Below are 22,206 nucleotides of genomic sequence, written 5' to 3' on the forward strand. Positions count from 1 at the left end.
GAATGCGCCACGCGCTTGTAGCCGTCACCCGCCCGCGATAGACCGTACTGTCCCGTCAGTTCGCGGCGGGCAGGCGTCGTACCCTGGGGAGTCGGTCATGAGCGTGACGAGTCGGTACCGGGAGGCCTGGGAGGGCTTCTGGCGTGAAGCCTCCGACGAGGAGGGGGCGGTGTTCTGGGACGCGGCGCCGGACCTGACGGCGGGCCGCCATCTCACCCTCTTCGAGGCGCACCTGGCCGAGCCGGGCCTGCCGATGGTCGACCTGGGCTGCGGCAATGGCACCCAGACCCGCTTCCTCGCTGACCACTTCACGCGCGTCGTCGGCGCCGACCTGTCCGCCGCGGCCCTCGACCACGCCCGGCGCGCCGACCCGGCCGGGCAGGCGGCGTACCGGCTGTTCGACGCCGTGGAGAAGACCGAGGCCGAGACGCTGCACGCCGAACTCGGCGACGCCAACATCTATATGCGGGGCGTGCTGCACCAGGCCGAGCCCGACGACCGGCAGCTGATGGTGAACGGGATCGCCACGCTGGTCGGTGAGCGCGGCAGGGTCTTCCTCGTCGAACTCTCCGAGTCCGCCAAGCCCGTCCTCGTCGGCCTCGCCCAGAGCCCGGCGGGCCCGCCGCCCAAGCTCGCGCCCATCTTCCGGCACGGCATCGCCCCCGGCGAGGTCGCCGACGCGGCGGTGCCCGAGTATCTGCGCGCGGCCGGGCTCACCGTCCTCGCGAGCGGCGAACTGCCCCTGATCACCACGGAGTACGGGCCGGACGGTGCGCGGATCGAGCTGCCGTCGAAGTGGGTGGTGGCGGGCCGGACGGCCTGATCGCGGCTGCCCTCCGGCGCGTCCGTGCACGCCGGAGGGTGAACTTGGTTCATTCCGCGGTCAGTTGATGCCTCGTCCCCTGCGGTACGCCACCCAGCCGGTGGCGAGCAGTGCCGCCGCGATCGCGGCGACGGAGAGCACGGTGACGCCGGTGGAGGCGAGGCTGCCGCCCGCGGTGGAGGTGCCGGTGCCCCCGGATCCGGCCGTGGTGGACCCCGACCCCGTGCCGCCGGTGCTGCCGCCCGTGGTGCCCGTACCGGCGGAGTCGCCGTTCCCGCCCGTGCCGCCGGTGCCGTCGTCGGTGTCCACCGGGTCCTGGCCGACGAAGCTGACCGGGACCTTCACGTCCTGGGAGCGGTCGCCGGAGAGGGTGTGGTCGCCCCGGGTGGCCAGGACGCACTTGGCCTTGAAGCAGTCGGTGTACTCGTCCTTGGCGTCGACGGTCAGCTCGACCTCGAAGGTACCGCCGTCGCCGTACGGGATCGCCAGGTCCTCCCCGTAGTCGGGCGGGTTGGAGGAGATCCACGCCGAGGAGTGCGATCCGCCGGTCATGTCGACGCCGCCGATGCACGGCGTGGGCAGTTCACCGGCGCCGTTGTCGACGCAGAGAGCGACGTAGATGCCCTTCTTCGAGTCGTAGCCGGAGCCGGTGATCTTCAGCGCCTGGTCCTCGGTGGCGAGGCTGTTGACCGGGGTGACGGTGAGTTTCTGGCCGTTGGGGCCGGTGACGGTCTTGGAGCCGGAGGGCTCGGTGTCCGCGCCGTCGTCGCCGCCCCCGTTGCCGCCGTCGCCGGAGGCCGCCTTCACGGTCAGCGTGATCGGTGAAGTCCGGGTCGTGCCCACGGAGTTGGTGAACTCGGCGCGGTACTCGTAGCCGTCCTGGCCCGCCTTCGCGGTGAAGGTGTACGCGTTCTTCGTCGCGCCCTCGACGGCCGACCAGGTCTGGCCGCCGTCCGGGCTGACCTGCCAGCGCACGGTCGGCTCCGGGGTGCCCTCGGCCGCCGCGACGAAGGTGACCTCGTCACCTGGGGCCGCGGTCTGGTCGGTGGGGGACTGGGTGACCTTGGGGGAGACCCGGACGTCGAGCTTGAGGACCTTGCTCTCCGCCTGCTTGGTGACGTACAGGGAGCCGGCGCCCGGTGCGACGGCTATGCCCGCGTAGCCGTTGACCGCGCGGCTGCCGGGCAGCGCGACGGGCTCGGCCGTCTGCTCGAAGGTCGTGCTGTCGAGGATCTGCAGGGAGCCGTTGTTGTCCGCGCCCTCGTCGGCGGTGCCGTAGTCCTCGCGGAGGACGAAGGCCCGCCCGGAGGTCTTGTCGAAGGCCGCCGCCTGAGGCCGGTCCTTGCCCGGCAGGGTGGCCACCGGCTTGGCGTCCTTGTCGAAGACGAGCACCGTGTCACCGCTGCTCAGCCAGACGTTGCCGGTGGCCGGGTCCGCCTCCACGAAGAAGACCGGGGCGTCGGCGGGGAGTTCGGCCGTGGCGGTGGCCTGGAAGGAGCCGGTGTCGATCCGGCGCAGCACCTTCTTGCCTTCATTGGTGCCGACGGACCAGGCGGCGCCGCGTGCGGCGTCCACGGCGAGCAGGCTGCCGCCCTCGACGGTGGTGGTGCGCCTGACGGTGCCGGTGGCGGTCTCGATCTCGGAGAGGGCAGCGCCCTGGGCGACCAGGGTGGTGGAGGCCCGGGCGCCCGGTCCTGTGCCGGTGACGGTGGCGCCCGTGAGCCACACGCCGCCGGCGGCGCTGTCGCCGTCCTTGGCGGTGCCGATGCCGCGCAGCGGGTAGTGGAAGACGACCCCGTCGCCGGACAGGGGTGCGACGATCTGCCGGACCACCCGGTTGGCCATGGTGCCGCCGGCCCCCGGGGCCTGGGCGATGTGGCTGAGGAGCCTGCCGTCCTTCGGGTCGAGGGCGTACAGGCCCTGCTCGGCGATGTCCGCGGTGTCGACGATGTTGTCCGAACCGACGTACAGCTTCCCGGAGTCGGGGTGCAGCAACAGGTCCAGGGGGCGCCCGGCGGTGGTGAGCTCGGCCGACCGCACATAGCTGACGGTGCCTGGCGGGACGTCCACGCCGTCGCCGTCTCCGTCCCCCGGGTCCTGGCCCTCGAAGGTGATCGGGATCCGGACGTCCTGGGAGCGGTCGCCGGTGCCGTTGTGGTCGACGCGGGTGACGACCGAGCAGGCGACCTGGAGGCAGTCGAGCCCGCTGTCCTTCGCTTTGACCTTCAGCTCGACGTCGAAGGTGCCGCCGTCGCCCCACGGGATCGCGACCGTCCCCGCGCCCTCGTCCGGGGCGTCCTTGGGGATGATCCACACCGAGGAGCCGCTGCTGCCGCTCTGGTCGGCGCCGCCGAGGCACGGGGTGGGGATGCGGTTGTCGCCGTTGTCCTTGCAGACGGCGACGTAGATGCCCTTGGTGTCGTCGTAGCCCTCGCCGGTGACGCGGAGGGTCTCGCCGTCCGGGTCGAGGTTCGCGGAGGCGGAGACCGTGAGCTTCTGGCCGTCCTTGCCGAGGGCGGTCTTCGGTGTGTCGGAGGCCTGCGCGGTGGAGCCGAGCGTGACGGCCGCGGCCACGAGCGCGGCGGCGCCGAGGAGTGCCGCGGGGCGTCTGAGCCGGCGTCGGGCCTCGGACGGCGGTCTGGGTTCGTCGGTCATGGGGGTCCTCACTCCTCGGGGCGCCCGGCACCCCGGGGATACCGAGGGCCGGGCCCGTCGGTGTGGGCCCGGCCTGACGGGCGCTTACTGGAAGGCGATCGGGACGTGGACGTCGTACTTGCGGTCCGCGCTGTCGAAGTGGTCCGCCCGCGTCACCACGGCGCACTCGACGGTCTGGCCGCAGACGCTGCCGTCTTCGAGGGTGGCCTTGACGTAGATCCGCACGCTGAAGGTGCCGCCCGTGCCGAACTTGGAGCTGTTGGCGAACAGGCCGCCGAAGGTGTTGTTGACCCAGTGCGAGGCACCGGTGGAGCCGTCCTCGTCCTGACCGCCCAGACACGGGGTCGGCTTGTTCGCGCCCTGCTCCCCGTCGACCACGCACAGGCCGACGTAGATGCCCTGGCCGGTGTTGTAGCCGGAGCCGGAGACGGTGATGACCTGGCCTGCCGCGGTGGCCGTGGCGGGGGAGGTCAGCGACAGGTTGTAGGTGGTGCCGCCGTCGGTGACCGTGCGGGTCGAGGAGGCGGCGGAGGCCGAGGTGGCCAGGCCCAGGGTCAGGGCGGCGGAGGCGGTCACGGCGAGAGCGGCGCGGGCGGCGAGGGGGGTCCCCCTGCTCGAGCGAATTCGAGAGTGGGGGAGGGCGGAGGGAACGGGTCTCATGGTGAGCTGTTCACCTTTCTCGGTGTGGCGTCTCGATGTGGGCGAGACGCCAGCGGGGGGTTAGGTAAGGCAAACCTAAGTACGAACTTCGGGTGTTTGTCAACGGAGTGCAAAAGCCCAACGTCCTTATGCAGCAAGGGATTTGGGCATGCCGAAGAGCGGGCTGTGCCGCCCGCTCCTCGTTGCGCATGTGCTACGCCCGCGCTCGCACGCCGAAGTCCGCGACCGCCGCGCGTTTCCCGGCCACCGTGGAGAGCTCGACGGTGTGCGCGCCCTCGGTGGCGGTGCCGTACACCGGGAACGTGCGGGAGATCCGCCCCGCCTCGTCGGCCACCGCCTGGTACCGGGTGTCGTCGTCGATCGCGACCAGGACGACTTCGCCGGGTTCGAATCCCGTGCCGGTGACCTGCTGTTCGGCGCCGGGGGCGAGGGTGGGGTGAGTGACGGTTGCGGAAGGGGTCGTCGACGCCCGTTGGGGCGTGGCCGCCGCGGGTTTCTCCCCCGGGGCGGTGGGGGTCGGGCGCGGTGTCTCCTCCGGTGCGGCTTCGGCCGTTCCGTCGCCGGTCCCCACCGTCAGGTCCAGCACCCCGAACGCGTCCCCCGCCGCGAACTCCGCTCCGCTCCACTCGGACAGCAGCGCCGCCCCGTCCTGTGTGAGCGATGCCCGCAGGCCGGTCCAGGTCACGCCGCTCGTCCGTACGACGGGTGCGGCGCCGGACCGTACGTCGGCCAGGGCGAGTTCGCGGGATGTGCCGTCGACGGCCGTACGTGCGTAGAGGGCGCCCGCGTCGCCGTCGAGGCGCAGCCGCAGCCCACCGAGGGGCAGTGGCCGGGTGGCGGCGGAGGAGGCCAGCAGGGCCGAGCCGCCCAACTCGACGTCCGCGTCGCCGGTTTCGGCAGCCGCGCCGCCGCCGGTCGCCGGGAACCAGGCGCGGTCCGCGGAACCTCGTACGGCGGGTTCGGTCACGTCGAGCGCGACGCCCTGGTCGTCGAACTCGGTGGGCGCGGTGTTCCAGCTCGCGTATCCGCCGGACACCTCGCGCGTGAACGCGTCCCCGTCCTGTGCGGTCGCGGCGCCCGGACACATCAGCGCGAGCAGCACGCCGCCCGTCACGGAGGCGGCGCCGGGTCTCTTCGCCATCTTCAGGTCTCCTTCCGGAGTGTGAGGTCGAGTGCGGGTCAGGCCGCGTTCGCCGCTCGCCGCCTGCGGGCCCACAACCAGGCTCCGGTGCCGGCCGCGACCAGTCCCGCCGCCGTCGCTCCGGCCGTCAGGGCGATGGAGCCGGTGCCGGCCAGTGGCCCGTCGGACGCCTTCTCGGTGCCGTCGCCCGAACTGCCCGTGCCGCCACCGCCGGTCGTGCTCGCGCCGGCCGTCGTGGCAGGCGTGGCCGTGGCGCCGTCGCCGCTCGACGTGCCCGCGCCGCTGCCGCCGAAGGTCACCGGGATCCGGACGGTCTGGCTCTGGTCGCCGCCCCGGGTGTGGTCGTTGCGGGTGATGACGGCGCATTTCACGCCGGACTCGGTGCAGTCGGTGTTGGCGTCCTTGGCGCGCACGGTGAGCCGCACGCTGAACGAGCCCTTGTGGCCGCTGCCCTTGTACGGCTTCGCCAACCCCTCGCCGTACGACGGCGGGTTGGAGGAGATCCACGCGGACGCCCCGGACTCGCCGGACATGTCCACTCCGCCCACGCAGGGCGTGGGGGTCTTTCCGGCGCCGTTGTCCACGCAGAAGGCGACGTAGATGCCCTTCTCGGTGTTGTAACCCGAGCCGGTCACGGTCACCGTCTCGCCGCCCGCGTCGAGTCCCGAGGACTTGGAGACGGTGAGCTTCTGACCCTCGGGGCCCGTCGCCGAGCCGCCCGCCGCAGAGGCGGGGCCGACGGCCGAAAGCAGCAGGGCTGCCGCGCCCGCGAACCCGAGTAGCGGTCCAACTTCCTTACGGTGCAGGCCACTTGCCCACGCCATGGAACACCCCCACCAGAAGCAACTAAGGGAAGCCTAACCTAAAGTATTGCCCAGCTGTATGCCAGGAGAGACGAAAGGAAACCCATGCGCGCATCCCGAAGACGCCTCGCAGTCCTTGGTCTGACGCTCGCGTTGCTCACGGGCGCCTGTGGTGGGGGCGGGAGCGCGCCGGACGATTCGGCCCCGGCCGCCGTCTCCGCGAGCGAACGCGCCGCCGCGGCCGAGAAGCAGCTCGCGAAGAACACCCTCGTGCCGCTCCAAGGGGAGCCGCCCACCCCGGAGTTGCCGGTCACCGTCGACTCCTCCGACGGGCGCGAGGTGACCGTCGAGGACGCCTCCCGCATCCTGCCGCTCAACGGGGGTGTCGCCGAGATCGTGTTCACGCTGGGCCTCGGCGACCACGTCGTCGGCCGGGACATCACCGCCACCTTCGCCGAGGCGGAGGAGCTCCCGCAGGTCACCAAGGCGCACGACGTGAGCGCGGAGAGCGTGCTCTCGCTGCGGCCGACGGTCGTCCTGGCCGACACCGACACCGGGCCCAAGGAGGCCATCGACCAGATCCGCGACGCCGGCGTCCCCGTCGTCGTCCTCGACCCGGCCACCGAGCTCTCCGATGTCACCACCCGCACCACGCGCATCGCCGAGGCGCTCGGCGTTCCCGAGGCGGGCAAGGCCCTCAACAAGCGCATGAACGACGAACTCGCCGCCGCCCGCGCCGCCGTACCCAAGGGCAGCAGGCCCAAGGTCGCCTTCCTGTACATGCGCGGCAGTGCGGCCGTCTATCTGATCGGCGGCAAGGGCTCGGGCGCCGACTCGCTCGTCGAGGCCGCGGGGGCGGTGGACGCGGGCAAGGAGGCCGGGCTGGACAAGCCGTTCACGCCGATCACCAGTGAGGCCCTGGTGCGGGCGCAGCCGGACGTGATCCTGATGATGACCAAGGGGCTGGAGTCCGTGGGCGGCATCGACGGCCTCGTGCAGATTCCCGGGATCGGCCAGACGCCGGCGGGGATGAACCGCCGGGTCGTCGACATGGAGGACGGGGTGCTGCTGGGTTACGGGCCGCGGACGTCGTTGGTGATCGACATCCTGGTGGATCGCATCCATCAAACGTGAGGAAAGTTCACATTTTTAGTAAATGGCGACCCTGGCACTCCCCGGGCCACGACCTGAACCGGCAGGGGGCGGCCCGTACTTCGGCCCGCCCCCTCCCGCCGGCCGTCGGTCAGGACGGAGACAGCTCGCCGCGCACCTTACGGGCCGCGGCGACCAGGTTCTCCAGCGAGGCGCGCGTCTCGGGCCAGCCACGGGTCTTCAGGCCGCAGTCGGGGTTGACCCACAGCCGCTCGGCGGGAATCGCCTTCAGCCCGGTGCGCAGCAGTTCCGCCACCTCCTCCCCGCCCGGCACGCGCGGCGAGTGGATGTCGTAGACACCCGGCCCCGCTTCGCGCGGATAGCCGTGGGCGGCCAGCTCGCGGGCGACCTGCATATGGGAGCGGGCGGCCTCCAGGCTGATGACGTCGGCGTCCAGATCGGCGATGGCCTGGACGATGTCGCCGAACTCGGCGTAGCACATGTGGGTGTGGACCTGGGTGTCCGGGCGTACCCCGCCGGTCGTGAGCCGGAACGCCTCGGTGGCCCAGGACAGATAGCCCGGACGGTCCGCGGCGCGCAGGGGCAGGGTCTCCCGCAGGGCCGGCTCGTCGACCTGGATGACCGAAGTCCCGGCCGCCTCAAGGTCGTTGACCTCGTCCCGGAGTGCGAGCGCGACCTGGCGGGCGGTGTCGGCCAGCGGCTGGTCGTCGCGGACGAACGACCAGGCGAGCATGGTGACCGGGCCGGTGAGCATGCCCTTGACCGGGCGGGAGGTCAGGGACTGGGCGTACGACGTCCAGCGCACGGTCATCGGCGCGGGCCGGGAGATGTCGCCGGCCAGGATCGGCGGACGGACGTAACGGGTGCCGTAGGACTGCACCCAGCCGTGCTGGGTGGCGAGGTAGCCGGTCAGCTGCTCGGCGAAGTACTGGACCATGTCGTTGCGTTCGGCCTCGCCGTGCACCAGGACGTCCAGTCCGGCCTTCTCCTGGAAGGCGATCACCTCGCGGATCTCGGCCTTGATCCGCTCCTCGTAGCCGGCCGTGTCGATGCGCCCCGCCCTCAAGTCGGCTCGTGCGGTGCGCAGTTCGCCGGTCTGCGGAAAGGAGCCGATGGTGGTGGTCGGCAGCAGCGGCAGACCGAGGTGGGCGCGCTGCGCGGCGGCCCGCTCGGCGTACGGCCGGGAGCGGCGCGCGTCGGCCCCGGTGACGGCGGCGGCACGGGCCCGGACGTCCGGATTCCGGGTGACCGGAGAGCCCGCGCGGGAGGCCAGGTCGGCGCGGTTGGCGGCGAGTTCGGCCGCGATGGTGTCGGTGCCCTGGGCGAGGCCCTTGGCGAGGGTCACGACCTCCCGCGTCTTCTGCCGCGCGAAAGCGAGCCAGCGCAGGATCTGCGGTTCGATGTCCCGCTCGGCGGACGCGTCGAGCGGCACATGGAGCAGCGAGCACGACGCCGACACGTCGACCCGGTCGGCCAGGCCCAGCAGGGTGCCGAGGGTGGCGAGGGACTTCGACAGGTCGTTGACCCAGATGTTGCGCCCGGACACGACCCCGGCGACCAGCCGCTTGCCGGGAAGTCCGCCGACGGCCGCGAGCGCCTCCAGATTGGCGGCCGCGGACCCGGTGAAGTCCAGCGCCAGCCCGTCCACCGGAGCCTTGGCCAGCACCGGCAGTGCCTCGCCGAGCCGGTCGAAGTACGAGGCGACCAGCAGCTTCGGCCGGTCGGTGAGGGCGCCGAGCTCACGATAGGCGCGGGCGGCGGCGTTCAGCTCGGCCGGGGTGCGGTCCTGGACCAGGGCGGGCTCGTCGAGCTGCACCCACTCGGCGCCGGCCGCGCGCAGGTCGGCGAGGACCTCGGCGTACACCGGCAGGAGGCGGTCCAGCAGGGTGAGCGGCTCGAAGTCCGCGGGCACGCCGGGGGCGGGCTTGGCGAGCAGCAGATAGGTGAGCGGCCCGACCAGGACCGGCCGGGCGGTCAGCCCCAGCCCCACGGCCTCCTCGAACTCGGCGACCTGCTGGGCGGAGTCGGCCGCGAACACCGTCTCCGGGCCCAACTCCGGGACCAGATAGTGATAGTTGGTGTCGAACCACTTCGTCATCTCCAGCGGCGCGACGTCCCTGGTGCCGCGCGCCATCGCGAAGTACCCGTCGATCGGGTCGGCGGCGACGGCGTCCCGGTGCCGGTCGGGGACGGCGCCGACCATGACGGTCGTGTCGAGGACGTGGTCGTAGTACGAGAAGTCACCCGTGGGGACCTCGTCGATGCCGGCCTCGGCCAGCTGCCGCCAGTTGGCCCGGCGCAGGTCGGCGGCGGTGGACCGGAGCCCGTCGGCGGTGACGCGGCCCTTCCAGTAGCCCTCGATCGCCTTCTTCAGTTCCCGGTTCGGGCCCTGGCGGGGGTAGCCGTACACGGTGGTCCGTGCTGCCGCGGCTGCGGACTTGGTGGTCACGGAGATCTCCTTCGCGAGATGATTCCCTGAGATCCCGGGGACGGGACGAGAGCGCGAAGGGTGCCGGACCGGACGGCAACGGCCCCGTGGCCGCCCGTTCGGTGTGCACGCCGACCCGCCCTCGAGGTCACCGGGATTCCGCGCGCGGATCCGTCCGCGCACGGGCAGTTGGCAGGTCTTCGGACTCGCGGGCACATCCGTGGCGTACGAACTCGTACGGGACACGGACACCTACTGGCCGTCGCTTCCCAGGCCCGGTACGTCGGACCCAGTGCGTATGACGGCGGTCGTTCCCACTCACCGCTGCGGGGCAGTCCCGGATTCCCACCGGGTTCCCTCTTACGACGCGTCCCGCCTGGCTGACGGGGCGAACCAGCTGCACCGGCAACCCTAAATGTCGTGGCTGTACATGTGAAACCCCCGCCCGGTCTTCCGGCCCAGCAGCCCCGCCTCCACCATCCGCTGGAGCAGCGGGGGAGGGGCGTAGAGGGGTTCCCGGAACTCGTCGTAGAGCGACTCGGCGATCGAGGCGACGGTGTCGAGGCCGATCAGGTCCGCCAGCTTCAACGGCCCCATGGGGTGGGCACAGCCCAGCTCCATGCCGGCGTCGATGTCGGCGGCGGTGGCGAAGCCGGACTCCGCCATGCGGACCGCCGCCAGCAGATACGGGACGAGCAGCGCGTTGACGACGAAACCCGCGCGGTCCCGGGAGCGGACGACCGTCTTGCCGAGGGCCCCGGTGGCGAAGTCCTCCACGGCGGTGACCGTCTCCGCCGCCGTGTGCAGGGTGGTCACCACCTCCACCAGCGGCAGCACGGGCACCGGGTTGAAGAAGTGCAGGCCCACGACCCGGTCGGCGCGGCTCGTGGCCATGCCGAGCCGCATCACGGGAAGGGAGGAGGTGTTCGTCGCCAGCACGGCCGCCGGATCCTCGACGATCTTGTCCAGCGCGGCGAACACCTCCAGCTTGGCGTCGGCGTTCTCGATGACGGCCTCGACGACCAGCTGCCGGTCGGCCAGGTCCGCCAACTCGCCCGTGAAGACCAGCCGTTCCAAGGCCTCCCGCGCTGCGGCCGCCTCCAGCTTCCCCCGCCGCACGGCACGGTCCAGCGAGGCGGCCACCCGCTCACGGGCCGCGCGGGCGGCCGTGGCGTCGGCCTCGCACACCACCGTGTCGAGCCCGGCCCGTGCGCACACCTCGGCGATCCCGGCGCCCATCTGCCCGCCCCCGACCACCCCGACACGCCTGATGCCCCCGCTCATGCCACGGCCTCCGTCCGCCGCACGAGGTGCCGTGTGTACGCGTCCGGCGTGAAGAACTGCGGCAACTCGCCCGCCAGGGCGTTGCGTTCGAAGAGCGCACGGATGTCGTCGAGGGGCGCCCACGGGTACTCGGCGCCCAGCGCCACGAGCTCGTCGTCGAGCAGCCGCAGCACCGTCTCCCGGTCGATGACCCGGTGCCGCAGCCACTGCCAGATCTGCACCCGGGCGATCTCGGCGGTGGCCGCGTCCTCCATCAGGCCGTACAGCGCCACGGCCCCCTGCCCGCGCAGCCATGCCGCGAAGTAGCGCAGGGCGACGGCGATGTCGGCGCGCACGCCCTCGGGCGACGGCGGACCGCTGACCCGGCGCACCGACAGCAGGTCGGCGGCGCTGACGTCCACGTCGTCGCGCGTACGGTCGATCTGGTGCGGCCGGTCGCCGAGGACACCGTCGAACACCTCGCGGCACAAGGGCACCAGCCCGGGGTGGGCCACCCACGACCCGTCGAAGCCGTTCTCCGCCTCCCGCTCCTTGTCCAGCCGCACCTTGGCCGGCGCCGCCTCCTGCGCGTCCGGGTCCCGGCTCGGCACCTGCGCGGCCATGCCGCCGATCGCGTGGGCGCCCCGCTTGTGGCAGGTACGGACGAGCAGTTCGGTGTACGCCCGCATGAAGGGGGCGGTCATCGTCACCTTCGCCCGGTCGGGCAGCAGGAAGTCGGTGCGGTGGCCGAAGGTCTTGATCAGGCTGAACAGATAGTCCCAGCGGCCCGCGTTGAGACCGGAGCTGTGCTCGCGCAGCTCGTAGAGGATCTCCTCCATCTCGAACGCGGCGGTGATCGTCTCGATCAGGACGGTCGCGCGGACCGTGCCGCGCGGGATGCCGAGGAGTTCCTGCGCGGTGACGAAGATGTCGTTCCACAGCCGCGCCTCGTAGCGGTTCTCCAGCTTCGGCAGACAGAAGTACGGGCCGCGGCCGGCGTCGATCTGGCGCCGGGCACAGTGGAAGAAGTACAGCCCGAAGTCGACGAGTGCGGCGGGCACGGGCCGCCCGTCGAACTCCAGGTGCTCCTCGTCGAGGTGCCAGCCGCGGGGACGGACGACGATGGTGGCGAGCCGGTCGGGGTCGCCGAGCCGGTACTCCTTGCCTTCGGGGGTGGTGAAGTCGATCCGGCGCTTGACGGCGTCGAGCAGATTGAGCTGACCGGAGACGATGTTGTCCCAGGTGGGCGCGGTGGCGTCCTCGAAGTCCGCCAGCCAGACCTGGGCGCCCGAGTTGAGGGCGTCGACGGTCATACGGCGCTCGGGCGGGCCGGTGATCTCCACCCGCCGGTCGGCCAGACCGGGCGCCGGCGGCGCCACTCGCCACGTCGGGTCGGCGCGCACGGCCGAGGTGACCATGGGGAAGTCGAGCGGGGAGCCACTGGCCAGGCGCAGGGCCTGTCGGCGACGCTCCTTGAGGAGCTCCCGACGGCGCGCCCCGAAGGCGCCGGCCAGTCGGCCGACGAAGTCGACAGCGGCGGGCGTGAGAATCTCGTCATGCCGGTGCTCGGCGGCGGCGAGGACGCGGACGTGGTGGGTCAGTGCGGTGGTAGACATCGGCTTCTCCTGACGCGGGATGAGGGAAACCCCCTTAGGGGCGCGGGGAACTGCGCGACCAGCCCCCACGCACCCGCGGACGACGAACCGGACCTAGTGGAACTGCTCTTCCTCGGTGGACCCGGAAAGCGCGGTGGTGGAAGAGGCAGGATTGACAGCGGTCGAGACCAGATCGAAGTACCCGGTGCCGACCTCCCGCTGATGCCGCACGGCAGTGAACCCGTGCTGCTGCGCGGCGAACTCCCGCTCCTGCAGATCGACATACGCGGTCATCCCGTGCTCGGCATAGCCACGCGCGAGGTCGAACATGCCGTGGTTCAAGGAGTGGAACCCGGCCAGCGTGATGAACTGGAACCGATACCCCATCGCCCCCAACTCCCGCTGGAACTTGGCGATCTGGTCGTCGTCCAGCGCCGCCTTCCAGTTGAAGGACGGCGAGCAGTTGTACGCCAGCATCCGGTCCGGATACTCGGCGTGGATCGCCTCGGCGAACTCCCGCGCCTGCGCGAGGTCCGGCGTCCCGGTCTCGACCCAGATGAGGTCGGCGTAGGGGGCGTACGCCAGGCCCCGGGCGATCACCGGCGCCATCCCGTTCCGCACCCGGTAGAAGCCCTCGGCCGTCCGCTCGCCGGTGACGAACTCGGCGTCGCGCTCGTCGACATCACTGGTCAGCAGGTTGGCGGCGAGGGCGTCCGTGCGGGCGATGACCACCGTCGGCACATCGGCGATGTCGGCCGCGAGCCGGGCCGCGTTGAGGGTGCGGATGTGCTGCGAGGTCGGCACCAGGACCTTGCCGCCGAGGTGACCGCACTTCTTCTCCGAGGCGAGCTGGTCCTCGTAGTGGATGCCGGCGGCCCCCGCCGCGATCATCGCCTTGGTCAGCTCGAAGGCGTTCAGCGGACCGCCGAACCCGGCCTCGGCGTCGGCGACGATCGGCGCGAGCCAGTCCGTGGTGTCACCCGCGCCCTCGGCGGTGGCGATCTGGTCGGCGCGCAGCAGCGCGTTGTTGATCCGACGGACCACCTGGGGAACGGAGTTGGCCGGGTACAGACTCTGGTCGGGGTAGGTGTGCCCGGCCTGGTTGGCGTCGGCGGCGACCTGCCAGCCGGACAGGTAGACGGCCTGGAGCCCGGCCCTGACCTGCTGGACGGCCTGGCCGCCGGTGAGCGCCCCGAGGGCGTGGACATAGTCCCGCTCGTGGAGTTGCCGCCACAGCCGCTCGGCGCCGCGCCGGGCCAGGGTGTGCTCCTCACGGACGCTGCCGGAGAGCCGTACGACGTCCTCGGCACTGTACGTGCGCTCGATGCCCTGCCAGCGCGGCTCGGTGGCCCAGCGCCGGGCGAGTTCCTCGGCCGCCTGCGTGCTCGCTTCTGCCATGACTGTCACCGTCTCCTCAGGAATGGCACTGCGTGTCTGTAAATGGGAGTGCGGCCCGCCCGCCGCCCAGGGGGAGCGAAGGTGAGCAATGCTGATCCGGGCGATGTCTGCCGGTGATCGCCGGTGTTCGGCGGGCCGCACCGAAACTCTGGCACTGGCACTGAGTGCCATCAACCATGGCCGCTTGCCAACTTCTGCGAATCTTCCGCCCGCCTTCTGCCAACTTTGCGAAGGGTGCGGGGCGGACCGGTTCGCGTACGCTGATCGGCACCCGGACACGGAGGAACACGCGGTGAGCAAGACGTACGCGGGGCCCCGCCTGCGGCGGCTGCGCGAGGAACGCCGGATGAGCCAGGCCGAGCTGGCCCGCGTCCTCGGCATCTCGCCCAGCTATCTGAACCAGATGGAGCACGACTCCCGCCCGCTCACCGTCCCGGTCCTGCTGCGCCTGACCGAGGCCTTCGGCGTCGACCCCGGCTTCTTCTCCGAGCGCGACACGACGCGCCTGGTGGCCGACCTGCGCGAGGCGCTCGCGGGGGAGCTCGCCGAATCCCGGGTGGCGCCGTCCGACCTCGCCGAACTGGCCTCGCGGATGCCCGCGGTGGCACAGGTCCTGCTCGAACTGGGCCGCCGCAACCAGCGGTTGTCCGAGCGGCTCGCCGGAGCGGCGGACGGCCGCGAAGGCGATCGGGGTGCCGCGTCCTCACCGCACGAGGAGATCCGGGACTTCTTCTACCGTCGCCAGAACTACCTGCACGAGACCGACCTCGCGGCCGAACGCCTCGCCGGCGAGATCGGCATCCGCCCGGGCGAGGTCCTCGGCGCCCTCGCGACGAGACTGGCCGACGCGCACGGCGTCCGCCTGGCCACCGGGACCGGGGGCAACCTCCACCACGACGAGACCGGCGCCCGCCTCCACCACTACGACCCGACGACCCGCACCCTCCACCTCTCCACCCGCCTGCGCCCCGGCCGGCGGGCCTTCCGCATGGCGACCCAGCTGGCCCTCCTCGAATACGGCGACGCCCTCGACCGCCAGGCCGCCGAGGACTTCCCGCCCGGCTCGACGGCCCACGCGCTGGCCCGCATCGGCATCGCCCACTACTTCGCCGCCGCGCTGATCCTGCCGTACACCGCCTTCCACACGGCGGCCGAGGAGGTGCGCTACGACATCGAACGACTCACCGACCGCTACGGTCTCGGCTACGAGACCGTCTGCCACCGCCTGAGCACCCTCCAGCGCCCTCGGCTGCGCGGCGTGCCCTTCTCCTTCGTGCGGGTGGACCGGGCCGGGAACATGTCCAAGCGGCAGTCGGCCACCGGGTTCCACTTCTCCCGGGCGGGCGGCACCTGCCCGCTGTGGAACGTCTACGAGGCGTTCGCGGCGCCCGGCCGGATCCACGTCCAGATCGCCGAAATGCCGGACGGACAGCGGTACTTGTGGACGGCCCGCGCGGTCACCCGGCACCGCGGTGGCTGGGGCGAGCCCGGCCGGACCTACGCCATCGGACTGGGCTGCGAGATCCGCCACGCCCATCGCCTCGTCTACTCCGCGGGCCTGGACCTCACCAACGCCTCCGCGGCCACCCCGATCGGCATGGGCTGCCGCGTCTGCGAGCGCCTCGACTGCCCCCAGCGGGCCGCGCCACCGCTCGGGCGTCCACTGCGGATCGACCAGAACAGCAGCACGTTCGTGCCCTATCCGGTGGAGCGCGACGGGTCCGGATGACCGGGGGGCGGACTCAGGACTCCGTGGGCACGCACAGCACCGGGACGGGCGACAGATGCAGCAGTTTGTGCGGCGTGGAGCCCAGCAGGGCACCGCGAAGAGGGCTCTCGCCCCAGCTGCCGACCACGATGCACCTCGCTGCATGGCGCGCCGCGGCGTTGATCAGCGCCTCGGCGGGTTTCGCGTCGATGATCTCCACGGTGGTCCGTACCCCGGCCTCCTCGGCCGCTTCGACCGCGTGACCGAGCGCGGCGCGTCCGGCCTCGTGGAGGGCGTCGCGGTGAGCCGCGTACTCCTCGCCGACGGATCCCGGTGCCGCGGCGCCGTAGACCAGCACGAGCCGCTCACCGAACGCGGCCGACACCTCGATGGCGACGCGCAGTGCGCGGACCGCTCCGGGGGACTCGTCGTATCCGAGAACGACCGACATGTTCAGCGCTCCTTGTCGCCGTGAGGCTGGCCGTGGACGAGATCGGGGTCGGCGACCTCCGGCCGCTCCGACCAGAAGACAGGCGCCGTCAGGCGCCACACGACCATGAGGACCACACCCACGAGGGCGATACCGATGCCGATGACCAGCGGGGGACCGAGCCCGAACCACGAGACGCCGCTGTAGGAGTTCGCGGGGTCGGACATGTCGCCGACCGACTCGACCAGCAGCCAGACCAGCAGTCCGGCGCCGACCAGGGGACCGAGGCCGATGAGGACGAAGTGGTGCAGGCTCTCGGTGAGATGACGGCGGTAGTAGACCGCGCACGCGATGCCCGTGAGGGCGTAGTAGAACGCGATCAGCAGGGACAGCGCGGTCAGTGAGTCGAAGAGGGCGTTCTCGCTGATCTGGCGGACGGCCAGGTACCAGGCGATGGCGATGCCGGCAACCCACCACGTGCTCACGTCGGGGGTGCGGAACCGGGGATGGATGTGGGCGAAGTGGTCCGGCAGCGCGTGCCGGCGTGCCATGGACAGCGCCGTCCGGGAGGCAGGGATGATCGTCGTCTGCGTCGAGGCCAGGCCCGAGGTCGAGACCGCCAGCAGCACGACCCAGTCCCAGCCGCCCATCGCCTCCTCGGCCAGCAGGGCGAAGATGAACTCCTCCTCCTCGGCGTTCTCGGCCAGGAACGCCGGTCCGGCGTAGGCCACGACCGCGTAGGCGACCGACACATAGGTCACCAACAGGATGACCGTCGACCACACGGCCGCCTTGCCGGGCGCGGTGGCGGAGTCCTCGACCTCCTCGGTGAGGTTGACCGCCGACTCCCAGCCCCAGTAGATGAACACGCCCAGCAGCAGACCCGCGGTCAGCTCGGCGCCGCCGGCCCCGAACGGGTCCAGCCAGCTGATCGACGGGTCGGTGGAGTCGAGCGTGCCGGTGTCGGCGTACACCCGGTACAGCGCCACCACGGCGAACGCGATCAGGCAGGCGACCTGCGCCAGGATGAGGATGTTCTGCACCCGGGCCGACACCTCCGTGCCGATGACGCACACGGCCGTCATCACCAGGATGAGCAGCACCGTGAGCAGTTGGCGCACGAACTCGTTCTCGACCCAGCTGTCGAGTCCGAAGGCCAGCAGGGCGAACGTCACCGCCACGTCCGCCAGCGAACCGACCACCAGGACCCCCGTCATCGTGATGGCCCAGCCGCCGAGCCATCCCGCCCACGGACCCATCGCCCGGGTGACCCACGAGAAGGTCGTCCCGCAGTCCTGGTCGACCTTGTTGAGGTAGTAGAACGCCGACGCGATCAGCAGCATCGGCACGAACGACGCGAGCATGACGCCGGGCGCGTAGACACCCACGAGGGCCACGACCGGGCCGATCGCCGCGGCCAGCGAGTACGCGGGCGAGGTGGAGTTCAGCCCGATGACGAGCGCGTCGACGAACCCGATCGCGTTGGCCTTCAGCCCGCCGGGCGGGCGGGTGTCCGTGGTGCCGTCGGCCATGCTCCCTCGCTTCGGTCGTGGGTGACCTCATCAAACAGGGATGCATGGGGTCCGGCGGGGCTCTGCCGTGCGGTCGCGGGGTGTATCACCCGTGTGCCCACCCCACGACCGGCGGCCGATCACACGTGTGCTCAGCCCGTCGCGGCGCCGAACCACTGCGGCAGCTTGCCGAGCAGACCCTCCTGATCCTCACCGACCCACGCCGCATGGCCGTCCGGCCGCAGCAGTACGGCAGGCACGTCCGGCTCCTCGCTCACGTCGACGACGTGGTCGATCCGGTCCGCCCAGCCCGCCACCGACAGCCGCCCGGTCCGGTCGAGCAGCAGTCCGCGGCCGCCGTGCATCCGCTCATACAGGCGCCCCCGTTTCAGTTCCACGTCCCGCAGCCGCCGGCCGAGCAGTTCGTGTCCCCCGCCGAAGTCGTAGCGGACGCCGATCGCCGTGATCTTCTCGATCAGATAGCGGTTCACCTCGTCGAAGTCCATCAGCTCCGACAGCAGCCGCCGCACCGCCTGGGGTCCCGGCTCGGTGGACATCAGCTGCATCTGCGCGCGGGTGTTGTCCAGTACGTCGGCGGCCACCGGGTGCCGTTCGGTGTGGTAGCTGTCCAGCAGCCCCTCCGGCGCCCAGCCGTTGACCTCGGCGGCCAGTTTCCAGCCGAGGTTGAACGAGTCCTGGATGCCCAGGTTGAGACCCTGACCGCCGGTCGGCGGGTGGATGTGCGCCGCGTCGCCGGCCAGCAGCACCCGGTCGACCCGGTACCGCTCGGCCTGCCGGGTGGCGTCGCCGAAACGGGACAGCCAGCGTGGTGAGTGCACGCCGAAGTCGGTGCCGGCGACCGCCCGCAGCCGTTCTTTGACCTCGTCGAGGGTCGGCGCGAGCGTGCGGTCCTCGACGACTCCTTCGGCGGGCACGACGACGCGGTACACCGCCTCGCCGAAAGGCGCGAGGCCGAACCGCTTCTGGGTCTCGCGGACTTCGGCGACCACGGCCGCCACGGTCTCCGGCGCCGCGGCCACCTCCATCTCGCCGATGAGCGTCTCGACCCTGCTCGGCTCGCCGGGGAAGCCGACGCCGAGCAGCTTGCGCACCGTGCTGCGGCCGCCGTCGCAGCCGACGAGGTAGCGCGAGCCCAGCCGCGTGCCGTCGGCCAGCTCCGCGGTCACCGCGTGGTCGTCCTGGCTCAGTCCGACCAGTTCGCTGCCGCGCCGGATCTCGGCCCCGAGCTCCGTGGCGCGCTCGGCCAGCAGACGATCGACGATGGGCTGCGGGATGCCGAGGACGTACGAATGCGCGGTGTCCAGCCGGTCGGGCCACCCTTTGCTGATGCCGGCGAAGAATCCGCCGACCGCGAACTGCCGGCCGTGCGCGAGGAACCGGTCCAGCAGACCGCGCTGGGCCATCACCTCGATGCTGCGCACATGCAGGCCGAGCGCGCGGACCACTTTGGTCGGCTCGGCCTCCTTCTCCAGCACGACCACCCGCACACCGTGCAGCCGCAGCTCGCAGGCCAGCATCAAGCCGGTCGGTCCGCCACCGGCAATGATCACGTCGATCATCAGAACCCCCTGTCCACGGCTGGAGATTCTGCGGGACGAGAGGGGCCTTGCCGCAAGACCCCTGGTGCGCTATACGTTGAGAGTGGCAAGGAGTGAGTGACCTCCTTGCCTTTGTTCTTTTCGGCAGCGGCGATACCGGCCGTCAGCCGTCGGCCGGTATCGCCGGAGCGCTGTGCGCCGCCGCCAGTGCCGCCAGTTCCTCCGCGTCCCGTGGACCGGGCGCCGTGTCGTCCAACAACCCGTGCGCGCGCAGCAGTTGGGCCGCGGCGATGCCCCACGGCAGGCGCAGCCCCGCCTGCCGGAGGAGTTCCGTGCGGGACAGCATGGTGGCCGCGGGGCCGGTGCGTACCCCGGACGGGGTGAGGAGGGCCGTCTCGTCGGCCCAGCGCAGGGCCAGGTCGACATCGTGGGTGGCCATCACGACCGTGGTGCCGGACGCGCGCAGCCCGTCGAGGGTGGCGAGCAGGCGTTCCTGGCCGTCGGGGTCGAGCCCGGCGGTCGGCTCGTCCAGGATCAGCACGCGCGGCCGCATCGCCACGGCGCCGGCGATGGCGGTGCGCTTGCGCTGGCCGTACGACAGCAGGTGCGTGGGCCGGTCGGCCAGCGCCGTGATGTCCAGGGCGGCGAGCGCCTCGTCGACCCGCGCCCGTACCTCGGCGTCGGGCAGGCCCAGGTTCAGCGGGCCGAAGGAGACGTCCTGGGCGACGGACGCGGCGAAGAGCTGGTCGTCGGGGTCCTGCACCACCAGCTGGACGGTCGTCCGCAACCGGGTCAGCCCCTTGCGGTCGTACGCGACCCGCTCACCCCGCACCGTCAGCCGGCCGGTGTCCGGGCGCAGACCGCCGCTGAGGAGCCGCATCAGCGTGGTCTTGCCGGTGCCGTTGCGGCCGAGCAGCGCCAGCGCGCGCCCCTCGTGCACGTCGAAGTCGAGGTCGCTGAGGACGACGGGGCCGTCCTCGTAGGCGTAGGAGGCGCCCCGCAGGGCGACCAGGGCGGTGGGCTCGCTCATGGCAGGGCCCTTTCCAGTACGAGGGTGAGGGCGGCCAGCGCAGCGAGGAGGGCGCAGCTCGCGGCCGTGAAGCGGACGGAGACGCGGGCCTCGGGCACCAGGACACGCAGGGTGCCGTCGTAGCCGCGCCCGGCGAGCCCGGCCTGGAGCCGGGTGGCCCGGTCGAAGGCCCGCACGAAGGCGGTGGCGCCGAGGCCGGCCAGTGAACGCCACTCCGCGGCCCGGTTGGTGTGCCCGAGCCGGGCGGCCTGGGCCTCCCGGATGTGGCGGACGGAGTCCAGCAGCAGGAAGCTCATGCGGTACGTGACCAGGGCGACGTCCACGACGGGCGCGGGTATCCCGGCCTTCACCAGGCGCGGCAGCAGGTCGGACATCGGCGTGGTGAACGCGAACAGCAGCACCCCGAGGGAAGCCGCCGAGGTGCGCAGCAGCAGCTCCCCGGCCCGCAGCCCGCCGTCCTCGGCGAGCGACACGAAGCCCTCCGGCCCGCCGACCTGGACGAGCAGCGTGAGCGCGCCGGTCACGCAGAACCCCAACGGCACACGGTAGGCACGCCACAGCCGCCGCGCGGGCACACCCGCCGGACCCAGGAGCACGGTGAGGGCGGTGACCAGGACCAGCGCGGCCCCCGGCCAGGGCGGCAGCGAGATGGCGAGCACGGTGAGGCCGAGCCCGAGCACGGCCTTGTCCACGGGATGTCGGCGGCGCCAGCGACTGCTGTGCGCCGCCGCGTCGATCGGCAGCACGCGGGCTCAGGCCCGTTCGGCGGGGGACTCGTCCGGCGCGGCCTCGGTCTCCCGCTGGGCGAGCGCCCGCTGCTCTCCCTGCCGCCGCCCCCGGTGCAGCCCGAAGTAGTAGGCGAGGACACCGGCGCCGAGCGCCGCCTGGAGGGAGAACAGGGCCGACTCGATCTCACCGGAGGGCGGCTCGTACAGCGGAGAGAACCACGGCTCGTAGTCCGGCTTGATCTCGGTGATGGCCGTCTCCGCCTCGCCGTCGGAGCCCGTGAACGGCTCCTCCTTGTGGTCGCCCAGGCCGAGCGCCAACGGAAGTACGGCGAGCGCGGCCACGACGAGCAGCAGCAGGATGTTGATCTTCGTGTTCTTGCTCATCGGGCCACCGCCTCGGTCTCGGTCGCGGACTGCTTCTTGGTGAGGAGCACGCCCAGCCGGGTCAGTTCCCCCTTGCTGGACTGCACCAGCAGCCGCATCACGAGCACCGTGAGCAGGCCCTCGCTGACCGCCAGCGGGATCTGGGTGACGGCGAAGATGGACCCGAACTTGCCGAGCGCGCCCAGGAATCCGCTGCTCGGGTCGGGGAAGGCGAGCGCCAGCTGGACGCTGGTGACGCAGTAGGTGGACAGGTCGGCGAAGAACGCGCCGAAGAAGACGGCGACCATCAGCGGCACGTCGTAGCGGCGCAGCAGTTTGTAGATGGCGTATCCGGCCCAGGGGCCGACGATCGCCATCGAGAAGACGTTGGCGCCGAGTGTGGTCAGGCCGCCGTGTGCGAGGAGCAGCGCCTGGAAGAGCAGGGTGATCGTGCCCAGGACCGCCATGATCGGTGGCCGGAACAGGATGGCGCCGAGCCCCGTGCCGGTGGGATGCGAGCAGCTGCCGGTCACCGAGGGCAGCTTCAGCGCGGACAGGACGAACGTGAAGGCTCCGGAGGCGCCGAGGAGCAGTGTGCTCTCGGGATGCTCCCTGACCTCACGGGTGAGTGACCGGACTCCGTGGACTACGAACGGCGCGGACGCGACGCCCCAGGCGACCGCGTGCGCCGGCGGGAGGAAACCCTCGGCTATGTGCATGGCTCAGCAGACCCTCTCCAGCACCTCGTGGATGGTTGACGTGCCTTGGCCGGTCTCCTGGCTGACGGGTACCACCGCCCGTGCTCCGCCTTCCCGGGTCACAAGGACCCAGTGGCTGCCCGTGAGGGCCGGAGCCGGACTTCCCGATTCACAGTGGCGAGGGCCGCACCGGCATCACACCGGATTTCCCGTTCACCAAGGCGTGGTGACAGTAGTGCCCGGGCAGGGTGGCTGACAAGCGCGCCTGGGGGGCGTGAAAGTGGCGTTCGCCCGCTTCAT

18 protein-coding genes and 2 riboswitches are annotated in these 22,206 nt (G+C 71.8%); of the genes, 3 read left to right on the top strand and 15 right to left on the bottom strand.

Annotated elements, in window-relative coordinates; genetic code table 11:
* Positions 1-97: 97 nt before the first annotated feature.
* Positions 98-823 carry a class I SAM-dependent methyltransferase gene (locus tag EJ357_RS38735; RefSeq protein WP_126396308.1) on the top strand — a complete coding sequence of 242 codons (726 nt, stop codon included), beginning with the start codon at positions 98-100 and terminating at the stop codon, positions 821-823.
* 60 nt (positions 824-883) lie between these two features.
* On the opposite strand, the gene EJ357_RS38740 is transcribed toward EJ357_RS38735, so the two are convergent.
* The 4 genes from EJ357_RS38740 to EJ357_RS38755 form a co-directional block, all read right to left on the bottom strand.
* Complete coding sequence (locus EJ357_RS38740) at positions 884-3,478, bottom strand: immunoglobulin domain-containing family protein (RefSeq protein ID WP_126396309.1); 2,595 nt, start codon at positions 3,476-3,478, stop codon at positions 884-886.
* An 84-nt stretch (positions 3,479-3,562) separates the two neighbouring features.
* Positions 3,563-4,138, bottom strand: a complete 576-nt coding sequence (locus EJ357_RS38745; protein ID WP_228472744.1) for a neocarzinostatin apoprotein domain-containing protein — start codon at positions 4,136-4,138, stop codon at positions 3,563-3,565.
* A 193-nt stretch (positions 4,139-4,331) separates the two neighbouring features.
* Positions 4,332-5,279, bottom strand: coding sequence for a hypothetical protein (locus tag EJ357_RS38750; protein ID WP_126396310.1), 948 nt, complete (start codon positions 5,277-5,279; stop codon positions 4,332-4,334).
* 38 nt (positions 5,280-5,317) lie between these two features.
* On the bottom strand, positions 5,318-6,103 hold the full coding sequence (locus EJ357_RS38755) for a hypothetical protein (RefSeq protein ID WP_126396311.1): 786 nt from the start codon (positions 6,101-6,103) through the stop codon (positions 5,318-5,320).
* A gap of 84 nt (positions 6,104-6,187) precedes the next feature.
* Here EJ357_RS38755 and EJ357_RS38760 point away from each other — a divergent pair, with 84 nt between their 5' ends.
* Complete coding sequence (locus tag EJ357_RS38760; RefSeq protein WP_126396312.1) at positions 6,188-7,216, top strand: heme/hemin ABC transporter substrate-binding protein; 1,029 nt, start codon at positions 6,188-6,190, stop codon at positions 7,214-7,216.
* Between the two features lie 109 nt (positions 7,217-7,325).
* Here the strand turns inward: EJ357_RS38760 and metE are convergent, their stop codons facing one another.
* From metE to aceA, 4 genes are all read right to left on the bottom strand, one after another.
* Entirely contained in the window at positions 7,326-9,644 is a 2,319-nt protein-coding gene (gene metE, locus EJ357_RS38765; RefSeq protein ID WP_126396313.1) for a 5-methyltetrahydropteroyltriglutamate--homocysteine S-methyltransferase, read from the bottom strand.
* Between the two features lie 153 nt (positions 9,645-9,797).
* Positions 9,798-10,036, bottom strand: a riboswitch (cobalamin riboswitch).
* Complete coding sequence (locus EJ357_RS38770) at positions 10,035-10,907, bottom strand: 3-hydroxybutyryl-CoA dehydrogenase (protein ID WP_126396314.1); 873 nt, start codon at positions 10,905-10,907, stop codon at positions 10,035-10,037. Its footprint overlaps the riboswitch before it by 2 nt.
* The gene (gene aceB, locus EJ357_RS38775; RefSeq protein WP_126396315.1) at positions 10,904-12,502 is read right to left on the bottom strand and encodes a malate synthase A; all 1,599 of its coding nucleotides are present in this window, start codon (positions 12,500-12,502) and stop codon (positions 10,904-10,906) included. Before aceB ends, EJ357_RS38770 begins: the two co-directional genes overlap by 4 nt.
* A gap of 93 nt (positions 12,503-12,595) precedes the next feature.
* On the bottom strand, positions 12,596-13,879 hold the full coding sequence (gene aceA / locus EJ357_RS38780; RefSeq protein WP_126396316.1) for an isocitrate lyase: 1,284 nt from the start codon (positions 13,877-13,879) through the stop codon (positions 12,596-12,598).
* 292 nt (positions 13,880-14,171) lie between these two features.
* On the opposite strand from aceA, the gene EJ357_RS38785 reads away from it, so the two are divergent.
* Complete coding sequence (locus EJ357_RS38785; RefSeq protein WP_126396317.1) at positions 14,172-15,608, top strand: short-chain fatty acyl-CoA regulator family protein; 1,437 nt, start codon at positions 14,172-14,174, stop codon at positions 15,606-15,608.
* Positions 15,609-15,621: 13 nt separating this feature from the next.
* Here EJ357_RS38785 and EJ357_RS38790 read toward each other — a convergent pair whose 3' ends face one another.
* From EJ357_RS38790 to EJ357_RS38820, 7 genes are all read right to left on the bottom strand, one after another.
* Complete coding sequence (locus tag EJ357_RS38790; protein ID WP_126396318.1) at positions 15,622-16,038, bottom strand: universal stress protein; 417 nt, start codon at positions 16,036-16,038, stop codon at positions 15,622-15,624.
* A gap of 2 nt (positions 16,039-16,040) precedes the next feature.
* Positions 16,041-17,549, bottom strand: coding sequence for an APC family permease (locus tag EJ357_RS38795; protein WP_126396319.1), 1,509 nt, complete (start codon positions 17,547-17,549; stop codon positions 16,041-16,043).
* A 131-nt stretch (positions 17,550-17,680) separates the two neighbouring features.
* Entirely contained in the window at positions 17,681-19,108 is a 1,428-nt protein-coding gene (rox, locus tag EJ357_RS38800; protein ID WP_126396320.1) for a rifampin monooxygenase, read from the bottom strand.
* Between the two features lie 142 nt (positions 19,109-19,250).
* Positions 19,251-20,117 (bottom strand): energy-coupling factor ABC transporter ATP-binding protein, encoded by an 867-nt coding sequence (locus EJ357_RS38805; protein WP_126396321.1) that lies wholly within the window; start codon positions 20,115-20,117, stop codon positions 19,251-19,253.
* The gene (cbiQ, locus tag EJ357_RS38810) at positions 20,114-20,863 is read right to left on the bottom strand and encodes a cobalt ECF transporter T component CbiQ (RefSeq protein ID WP_126396322.1); all 750 of its coding nucleotides are present in this window, start codon (positions 20,861-20,863) and stop codon (positions 20,114-20,116) included. The genes EJ357_RS38805 and cbiQ overlap by 4 nt, the downstream gene beginning before the upstream one ends.
* 6 nt (positions 20,864-20,869) lie before the next feature.
* Positions 20,870-21,229: an energy-coupling factor ABC transporter substrate-binding protein gene (locus EJ357_RS38815; protein ID WP_126396323.1), complete on the bottom strand. Its 360-nt coding sequence runs from the start codon at positions 21,227-21,229 to the stop codon at positions 20,870-20,872.
* A complete protein-coding gene (locus EJ357_RS38820) occupies positions 21,226-21,927 on the bottom strand; it encodes an energy-coupling factor ABC transporter permease (RefSeq protein WP_126396324.1) in 702 nt (233 codons plus the stop codon). Before EJ357_RS38820 ends, EJ357_RS38815 begins: the two co-directional genes overlap by 4 nt.
* Before the next feature lie 30 nt (positions 21,928-21,957).
* Positions 21,958-22,142, bottom strand: a riboswitch (cobalamin riboswitch).
* Positions 22,143-22,206 lie beyond the last annotated feature (64 nt).

Source organism: Streptomyces cyaneochromogenes (genome assembly GCF_003963535.1).
Classification (GTDB): domain Bacteria; phylum Actinomycetota; class Actinomycetes; order Streptomycetales; family Streptomycetaceae; genus Streptomyces; species Streptomyces shaanxiensis.